Source organism: Paenibacillus sp. PAMC 26794, assembly GCF_000316035.1.
GTDB lineage: Bacteria > Bacillota > Bacilli > Paenibacillales > Paenibacillaceae > Paenibacillus.
Genome location: NZ_ANHX01000011.1, coordinates 672,191 through 680,473, shown reverse-complemented (window position 1 = coordinate 680,473; position 8,283 = coordinate 672,191). Strand labels below are relative to the sequence as shown.

Below are 8,283 nucleotides of genomic sequence, written 5' to 3'. Positions count from 1 at the left end.
ATCGAGTCCAAGCCCTATTCCCGTCACCGGCCTTTTAGGAAAAATATGGTCTAAACCAATCTCCTTCCATTTACCCTGAGGTGTCGAAGTTGTAAATCTAAGAATGAGAGAGAAAACAGGCGAAAACATTACTTTTTAGTGGGAGGGGTTATTGATGAATGCTACAAGTACACAGCATCCAAAGGTAGTTGTTATTGGGGCGGGCAGCCTGTTTTTCGGTCGGCAGTCCATCTGGCAGATGGTACACTCCCCATATTTGAATCACGGAACGCTGGCTTTGGTGGATACGGACGAGGAACGACTCTTGAAAATGGTAACACTAGCGGAAATGGTCGCCAAGGAGAACAACGTCTCCCTAAAGATTGAGGGTTCAGTGGACCGAAGACAGGTACTACCGGGAGCCGACTTCGTTGTGCTCAGCTTTGCGGAAGAATCGGTGAAATATCGGGGCATCGACTGCCAGATTTCTCTAAAGTATGGGATTCGCATGTGTTCTGGCGATACGATTGGCCCGGGTGGGATCTTTCGTGCGATGCGTGAACTGCCGGTTATTATGGAATGCGCCAAAGACATTGAGGAGTTATGTCCGGATGCTTGGGTGATCAATTATATTAACCCGTCTACCGTTCATGGCATCGCATTACATCGATATGCTCCGAAGCTTAAATCATTTGCACTGTGCGATAGTCATCATATGCCACATAAGAAAGCCTATTATGCCGTACGAGCCGAAATCATTGAAAATACAAGCCAGTTCACCGAAGAGATCAACCAGAAATTCGATTTCCGCATCGCTGGTGTCAATCATTTCACTTGGTTGCTCAAAGCCGAGTATGAAGGAAAAAATGTGATGCCCACAATCGCAGAAGCCATGCGCAAGCTGGCAGGTGAGGAGAATAACGGCGGCGATCGCGGCGCAAAAGCTCTTTTTAACGATGCGATTACCTATGAACTGTATGATATTTTCGGAATCATTCCCACTTGCACAGCGCATACGAAAGAATACGTTCGGTATTGGCAGGGGCTTGGCAAAACTTCGGATACCATTCCCCCATTATCGATCTGGGAGACAGAGGACAGGTATGAGCGTCACGATGAAATGTGGCGTCAGGTGGATGACTTTCTTGCAGGAAACATCCCGATTGCCGATTACATGAGCACCTTCGGACCGGATCATGCGACCGATATCATCGAAAATATGGTGGGGAACTTGGGCAAAAAATTCTTCATTAATACGCTCAATCAAGGTGCAGTAACCAATATGAATAACGATTCGTTCCTGGAACTACTAAGCGATGTAGATATGGATGGGGTGAAGCCACTCCATGTAGGCGAGATGCCGCGCGGAATTAGAGGTATGCAAGAACTTGTACTGGATACGCATGAGCTTACGGTTGAAGCTGTTCTCGAACAGAGCTACGAGAAGCTGAGAAGGGCGATGCTCACTGACCCACTCGTGAATTCCATCAGTGACGCGGACAAGATCATCCATGAATTGTTGGAACTGGAGCGTAAGATGATTCCGGACGTTTGGTATAAGGACAGACTGCAGTATAGCTAAGAATAGAGAACGATAATAGACCACGTCAGCTCCTTCAAGGGCTAACGTGGTCTTATCATTTATCTTTTATCATTTATCATTTATCAAGAAATCCTACTCCACTTTAAACAAGCCAGCATGGTCTTCATAGTACGAAGTAATAAAATCACGAAATTCTCTTACAGCAGGAGATAACCATTTTTGTTTGACCCAGGATAGGCTAATTGGATATATCGCTGATTCATCAGCAATTTTTACATAACGTAACCCCAGTGTTCTACATACAGAGATAGGAAGTAATACCACACCCTGATTAAGCCTGATAATTTCAAGCAGGGTATGAGAATCGACCTCAAATGCATGATTGGGCAGGAAGCCTGCTTTTTCACAGAGCATGGTTGTAAACCGACTGTACTCCTTATTATCAGCAAGAGAAATAAAGGGCTCATTTGCAACAACACTTAACGAGATACTTGTCTCTCCGCCGTATGTATGATTCGTGGGCACAACCAGAACAATATCCTCCTCAACCAGCACAACACTCTCAATCTCCTCATCCTGAATCGGTTACTTTTAATAAATAATGAAGAAAATACAATCCCATTAAAGTCGCTATTTTAGCGGCTTTTTTGCATTTTTGTACTGTCTACATACAATAAGAACCAAACATTCAGCTTGCCTTAAGTGCTTCACTAGAAGCTCGCTTCCCGCCTTTTTTGCGAATAAAACTAATGATGAGCAGCAGCAGTGGTAACAAGCCAAATAAGAAAATGGACATGTTTCCGAGAAAATCACCCAAAGCTAACGTTTCCTCCAGGTTTTTAGGCAAGTAAGCAATTACATACAAGACTGGCAACATCGCGAATTGTATGCTCGTAATATTTTTGAGACGAAACAAATCTCGGACCCCGATTGCCGCAAAATAGTGTTTAAAAGCATAGGTTGCAAAGATCTGCATCAGCCAAAACACAATGAACAGTGATTCATAACGTTCAAATAGAAATCCCTCAATTTCAAAACTTCGAACCATGTCGAACGTTGGCCACATTCGTGTTTGAATTCCTGGCAAAGATAAATTTCCTACCACGGTGACAATCGTGACCAAATATATAATCGTACAACTAAGTATGCTGTATATAGCAGCCTTATTGCTTGCCTTTACATCTGTCATGTAAGCTGTGATGATAAGTAAAACTTCATAACCGGAATAGGAGAGACACGAAGGCTTGAGTCCCTTCAACACAGGCATGAATCCATCGCCTAGGAGCGGTCTGAGATTATTGATTTCAAACATTTTAGTGCTTAAAAGGAAAACCAGCGCTAACAACACGAGCGTAACGGGCAATACAATTGAAAAGACCCGGATGATGACCTTAAGGCCACCCGTTAACATATAAATACCAATCCACAAACTGACCATAATGGTGACCCAAGTAGGCGTGCGCTCAAGGATGTACATACTTGTAATTTCGGCCATGACTCTAACTTCGAATGAACAAAGAACAACAAAATACACGATAATTAAAAGTCCCAATAGATAAGAAATCCAACGACCTGTGATTTCGGGTATAAATTCGAACACCGTTTTACCGGGGAATCTACGACACAAGGTTACAAGGAGAATGCTGATTGTGGTTACAATTAATCCTGATAAAATGACAGAAATCCATACATCTGGTGTCCCTACTGCTTTACTAATTGTACGAGGAAGTGTTAGAATTCCAGCTCCGAGTATTGAATTGATAACTACAATAATTACCTCGGAGGTATTAATATTAAATGTGGATTGCTTCATTGGCCTTCGCTCCAAACCGGAGAATATATTTCTAGGTAGTATCGCCCAACGCAGTTGTTTTATGTAAAAAATATGCTGTACTGAATATAATGTAGAGATATCCAATAATGAATTGAAGATGAGGATGCAGGTTATGCCAAAGAACGATAATATGTTAGCCATCCTATGGATGTTGAATTCAGGCACCAAAGTAACTGCAAAACAAATGTCCGAAAAGTTAGAAATCAATATAAGAACCGTATATCGATATATTGATGCATTATGTGCCAGTGGAGTACCGATCATTTCCGATACAGGTCACAACGGCGGGTATAGCTTGCTGAATCAGCATATCAAAGCACCTCTGTTATTTGATATTGATGAAAAAAAGGCACTTCTCCAAGCTGCTGTGTTTGCAAAAGAAGCTGGATACCCTTTGAGTGAGGCATTGGACAATGCGACATCCAAATTGAAAATGTATACAAATCAGGATCAGGAAAACACACTTCGTCGTCATTTAGCTGGGTTTAACGTTATCAATCGCATGGGAGATCCATCCGTTCAGCCTATCTTGGCGGAATTGGAGCAAGCGGTGGCTAATGATTGCTCTGTTGAAATTGATTATCGCAGAAGCCGTGATGAACAACCCAAGAATAGAGTAATAGACCCGTATGGGATGGTTTACTGGAATAATAAATGGTATACCATTGCGTTTTGCCACTTGAGAAATGAATTCCGCAGCTTTCGGGTAGATCGTATTCTGCGAATCAAGCTTACTCCGCTCCGCTTTAAGCGTTCGGAATCTTTTTCTGCTCGTGAATTTTTTCTGCAAAATTTGTTACCTGATGTAGGAGGGAAAGAGGGGTTAATTTCCTTGGTTATCGAAGGCCGATCAGAGGCATTGGATGACTTGGGGCTGCATTGGTTTATGGGACATTATCTGAAAGAGCGGACTTCTAATCAAGCCATCTTTTTATTTGATGAAAAATCAATTGATACATACGTCCCCTATTTTCTCCTCTCCTATGGGAAATCCATTCAAGTCATCGAACCACAGCGCTTGAAGGACAGACTTGTTGCTGTTGTATCCGAGTTAATGGCATACTATCAACTTTAACAACTTCACTGACAGTAGATGTCAGTGAAGTTGTTTTATAATGATGACAATCTCGGATTACTGAGAAGGAAGGCGGAGTAGACATATGAGTGAACAGACACAACACAAGGCGACATCAGGAAAATATACAAAGAACGGTACGCCAAAAGGCGTTACATCGATTACCCCATTTATAACAGTGAAGGATCCTTCTGAAGCAATCCATTTCTATAAAATTGTTTTCAATGCAAGGGTGAAGGATATCACTGAGCATCCAGATGGAAATGGTAGTACGATTATTGTTCATGCCGAATTAGATTTTGGAAATGGTTTTTTACAGCTGGGAGCAGCGAACCCGGCATATCAATTGGCTTTGCCCCCAGATCAAGATCATGCATGTTATTCTTTAGGGATTTACGTCATTAATGTGGATGAAACCATTGCAACCGCTGTATCCAGAGGGGCGAAAGTAAGAGAAGAAATAATTAACTTTGCGTCTGGTGATCGATTCGGAAGTATACTAGACCCTTTTGGCGTACGGTGGTCTATTCTGACTCGGATTGAAGATCTATCGGAAGAAGAAAGTAGTCGAAGGGTTACTGAGTGGGCCAAAAGCGACTTCTCCATGAACAGCTAGTTCAGAGCGCATCCTAAACATGGATGCGCTCGTTTTCTACTGTCCGTAATCCTATTCGTCTGTATCGGTCGAAGTATCCTCATTGAGCTTCTTATAATCCATTCCCCATGTTTCCATCACACTAATGAAAGGAGGGAACATGTTTAAGCTAAGGAAAACACGGAAGATGTTAAAGTTAACTTGGATGACAATGTGGAAATCCCGTCACGTTTTCAGATTATGAGCATTCCTGCAAACATTTTATTCTGATTTGATTGATGAATGGGTGCTCGCTAAACATTTTTGCATAAATATCACTTTTTTGAAGCCTGCCTTGGCAGTAAACGGGCCCGATTTCAGTTCTTTTTTAAGCATATAACCGAACCGCTCATATAATTTTTGTGCTGAAGGATTCGTATCAACGACCTCTAGATTGATTTTAGTGATTTGCTTATTTCTTGCGACTTGTTCCAACTTACTTAATAGCAATTTACCTATCCCATAACCACGTGCTTCTTCAGATACGGCAATAGGGTCAATATGCAATACATGTTCGTGATACAAATGAAATTTCAAATAAAACGCATAAAATAAAAATCGTCAAGTCGCTACCACTGGGGAGTACACGTTCCGAAAAGCTGCATAATTGGCAGGTGTGAACGCTTGTTTTCCTATATTGTATCCAAGAAATCCAACCACTTCTTCATTCCTTAATGCGTAAATGCCCTGTTCAAATTGAATAGACTGAAATAATAGTTCTACTGCTTGTTTTTTCGTTTTTGCATAAAACCAAAGATGTGTTACTTTCAATGGAAAAGCTTCGTAAAATAAATGAGCAACTTGTTCTTGTTGTTGTGCATTAAGCTGCTGTGTGATTTGAATTTGGTTCATTCATATCTCCCAATCCTTCATTTAAGATTTTGTTGATGTTCTATCATTTATTTTCCTAAAATGCAGAAGCGTGAACAATTTACATTTCTTTGAGTTGTGGGTACATTTCTTAGATTTCCTTCGGATGTTGCTTGCGACTCGTTGGATTGGAGTGGAAGGAGGAGATCACAAGATGAGTGGTAGAAGTTATTTCACCGACAGTTCTCCCATGAACGTACAGTTTCTAAAGTTCAAAGATGAACCGTTCCGATGGCATAATTCCATTGAAGTGGTGATTATATTGGAAGGTAGCATTCATGTTGCCATTGCAGATGAGCAACGAACATTAGGTGCGGGTACAATAGAAATTTTCAATATCAATCAAGTTCACCGTCTATGACAGACCGATGAAAACAATGTCGTCCTCCAAATAAATATCGATGCTGAATTTGCAAAGGAATATTACCCTGATTTATCCTATGTATGGTTTGCGCATGAATTTAGCCCTGGAGCATATCTAGGATTAGAACGAGCAGAAGGAATCATTGAGGCCATATGCACGTTAATAACTCCAATTGTAACTAAGAGTGAGATGCCATTTTTAACGTTAAAGAATACAGTCGAACAGTTGTTGGACCTGCTTATTATGAATTTTGATGCGAAAAGAATGTTCGAAGGGAACCCAACCAAGCTTCAACGAATAGGAAGAATATATGATTACTTATTCAATAACAGGGGGTTTATTAACAAGGCATCTTTGAATGATATCGCCAAGCACACAGAGGAATATTTAAATTTGGATTATTTATCATCACAATTCAAGTTATTAATAGGAGATACGCTGCGAAACTTGCTTCATTACTTGCGCATTGAGCACGCAATCAAACAATTATTGACGACAGATCGAAGTCTGGTAGAAATATCAATTGAGAGTGGTTTTTCTTCACCCAGATATTTTTATCAACGATTTAATAAGATTTTCCCGGAAGGACCGAAAGCATTTCGTGAACAACATAAAAAGAAACAGGAGATGAAAGATCACTGTAAGGAAATCATCGATCCAGCATTAGTTTTTGCAAGACATCGTAGATTATTTGAAATTCCTGAGACGGTAAACAGCGAACTAAATAAATGGATTCACATCGATATATTTGGACATGATGAACAAAATTCAACTTCTCCATATTTGATCAAGCTGTCTGAATTAGTAAAAGGCGATTCACATGCGTATCTTAAGAAAACCCTTCAGGAAAATAATGTAAGCCCCAACAACATTTTTCGATTTGAAGAAACTTTGTATACTGCATACAAGGACTACTTCAAAACTATACCCTCACTTATGGTGCAGAATATATGAAGGGATGGAGAATTAAACTTCAATAATACGAAGGAACAAGAGAACAACCACACTCATAATGTTGACAAAAAAGTTGCGAAGCTTTGCTGCTTTGGATATGATTATCTAATGTGCAATCAAAGATAACACTTATGTACTCAATGGATGATAAAAGATAGTGAGGTAGAAAAAATGATCGCAAAAACAGAAGAAGACTTTAATGGTTTAAAGGAAATTGGGAAAATTGTGGCTTCCATTAGAGATGAATTGGTTCAAAAAACCATTCCGGGCATAACGACTAAAGAGCTTGATGATCTAGCCGGAGAACTTTTTGAGAAAGCAGGCGCAGTTTCTGCTCCCAAAAGTGAATATAATTTCCCAGGATTCACTTGTATTAGTGTTAACGAAGAAGTGGCACATGGTATTCCAGGAGAGCGGGTTATTCAAGAGGGGGACATCGTCAATATTGATGTGTCTGGCTCTAAGAACAGTTATTTTGCAGATACGGGAATCTCGTTTGTCGTAGGCGAAGGTGAAGAAGTGTTAACGAAAATATGCGACGTCGTTAAACTGGCATTTGAAGCAGGTCTTAAAAAAGCAAAACCGGGCTCCAAAAAAAGCGGGATCGGAAAAGCCGTATTCCAAACTGCAAGACAACATGAATTAACGGTTATCAAAAACCTTACAGGACATGGTGTTGGACGTGGAATACACGAAGCACCTGACCACATCTATAATTATAATGATCCATCGGATGATGAATTGTTAAAAGAAGGTATGGTTATCGCATTTGAGCCATTTATCTCAACTTCAGAAGAAGAAGTAGTCCAAACTGGAGATGGCTGGACCTTTGTTACTAAAAACAGCTATGTAGCTCAAATCGAACATACCATTATTCTTACTAAAAATGGTCCGATTATTGTCACTCTTTAAGGTGTTCAAACTGAAAGTCGCTAAATTTGGCGACTTTTTTTGTTTTTATTTTATTGGTACGTCAAAGCAAATCATAATATAAACGTTCACTTATTAATTTATGTTGAAATTATGGAAG

At 40.2% G+C, this 8,283-nt stretch carries 10 protein-coding genes; 6 read left to right on the top strand and 4 right to left on the bottom strand.

Annotation, left to right across the window (positions count from 1 at the left end):
- Positions 1 to 154: 154 nt before the first annotated feature.
- Positions 155 to 1,561: a glycoside hydrolase family 4 gene (locus tag D829_RS0108250; RefSeq protein WP_017688398.1), complete on the top strand. Its 1,407-nt coding sequence runs from the start codon at positions 155 to 157 to the stop codon at positions 1,559 to 1,561.
- 93 nt (positions 1,562 to 1,654) lie between these two features.
- On the opposite strand, the gene D829_RS30705 is transcribed toward D829_RS0108250, so the two are convergent.
- Positions 1,655 to 2,104: a LysR family transcriptional regulator substrate-binding protein gene (locus tag D829_RS30705; protein ID WP_081594962.1), complete on the bottom strand. Its 450-nt coding sequence runs from the start codon at positions 2,102 to 2,104 to the stop codon at positions 1,655 to 1,657.
- Between the two features lie 106 nt (positions 2,105 to 2,210).
- The gene (locus D829_RS0108240; protein ID WP_017688396.1) at positions 2,211 to 3,335 is read right to left on the bottom strand and encodes a GerAB/ArcD/ProY family transporter; all 1,125 of its coding nucleotides are present in this window, start codon (positions 3,333 to 3,335) and stop codon (positions 2,211 to 2,213) included.
- Between the two features lie 133 nt (positions 3,336 to 3,468).
- On the opposite strand from D829_RS0108240, the gene D829_RS0108235 reads away from it, so the two are divergent.
- Together D829_RS0108235 and D829_RS0108230 are read left to right on the top strand one after the other, a co-directional pair.
- The gene (locus tag D829_RS0108235; protein ID WP_017688395.1) at positions 3,469 to 4,431 is read left to right on the top strand and encodes a WYL domain-containing protein; all 963 of its coding nucleotides are present in this window, start codon (positions 3,469 to 3,471) and stop codon (positions 4,429 to 4,431) included.
- An 85-nt stretch (positions 4,432 to 4,516) separates the two neighbouring features.
- Entirely contained in the window at positions 4,517 to 5,047 is a 531-nt protein-coding gene (locus tag D829_RS0108230) for a VOC family protein (protein ID WP_017688394.1), read from the top strand.
- Between the two features lie 240 nt (positions 5,048 to 5,287).
- On the opposite strand, the gene D829_RS32375 is transcribed toward D829_RS0108230, so the two are convergent.
- Complete coding sequence (locus D829_RS32375; protein WP_193748456.1) at positions 5,288 to 5,590, bottom strand: GNAT family N-acetyltransferase; 303 nt, start codon at positions 5,588 to 5,590, stop codon at positions 5,288 to 5,290.
- A 36-nt stretch (positions 5,591 to 5,626) separates the two neighbouring features.
- The gene (locus D829_RS0108220; protein ID WP_017688392.1) at positions 5,627 to 5,917 is read right to left on the bottom strand and encodes a hypothetical protein; all 291 of its coding nucleotides are present in this window, start codon (positions 5,915 to 5,917) and stop codon (positions 5,627 to 5,629) included.
- A 172-nt stretch (positions 5,918 to 6,089) separates the two neighbouring features.
- Between D829_RS0108220 and D829_RS0108215 the strand changes: the two genes are divergently transcribed.
- The 3 genes from D829_RS0108215 to map all read left to right on the top strand — a co-directional run bounded on the left by D829_RS0108215 (position 6,090) and on the right by map (position 8,165).
- Complete coding sequence (locus tag D829_RS0108215; protein ID WP_017688391.1) at positions 6,090 to 6,296, top strand: cupin domain-containing protein; 207 nt, start codon at positions 6,090 to 6,092, stop codon at positions 6,294 to 6,296.
- Positions 6,297 to 6,542: 246 nt separating this feature from the next.
- Positions 6,543 to 7,253 carry a helix-turn-helix transcriptional regulator gene (locus D829_RS32370; protein ID WP_193748455.1) on the top strand — a complete coding sequence of 237 codons (711 nt, stop codon included), beginning with the start codon at positions 6,543 to 6,545 and terminating at the stop codon, positions 7,251 to 7,253.
- 171 nt (positions 7,254 to 7,424) lie between these two features.
- The gene (map, locus tag D829_RS0108205; protein WP_017688389.1) at positions 7,425 to 8,165 is read left to right on the top strand and encodes a type I methionyl aminopeptidase; all 741 of its coding nucleotides are present in this window, start codon (positions 7,425 to 7,427) and stop codon (positions 8,163 to 8,165) included.
- Positions 8,166 to 8,283: the final 118 nt, after the last annotated feature.

Bases quoted from the DNA above. Each gene is read 5' to 3' on its own strand.
- D829_RS0108230 (WP_017688394.1), top strand. From the start codon at position 4,517: ATGAGTGAACAGACACAACACAAGGCGACATCAGGAAAATATACAAAG.
- map (WP_017688389.1), top strand. From the start codon at position 7,425: ATGATCGCAAAAACAGAAGAAGACTTTAATGGTTTAAAGGAAATTGGG.
- D829_RS0108240 (WP_017688396.1), bottom strand. From the start codon at position 3,335: ATGAAGCAATCCACATTTAATATTAATACCTCCGAGGTAATTATTGTA.
- D829_RS0108215 (WP_017688391.1), top strand. From the start codon at position 6,090: ATGAGTGGTAGAAGTTATTTCACCGACAGTTCTCCCATGAACGTACAG.
- D829_RS0108250 (WP_017688398.1), top strand. From the start codon at position 155: ATGAATGCTACAAGTACACAGCATCCAAAGGTAGTTGTTATTGGGGCG.
- D829_RS0108220 (WP_017688392.1), bottom strand. From the start codon at position 5,917: ATGAACCAAATTCAAATCACACAGCAGCTTAATGCACAACAACAAGAA.
- D829_RS32370 (WP_193748455.1), top strand. From the start codon at position 6,543: ATGAATTTTGATGCGAAAAGAATGTTCGAAGGGAACCCAACCAAGCTT.
- D829_RS0108235 (WP_017688395.1), top strand. From the start codon at position 3,469: ATGCCAAAGAACGATAATATGTTAGCCATCCTATGGATGTTGAATTCA.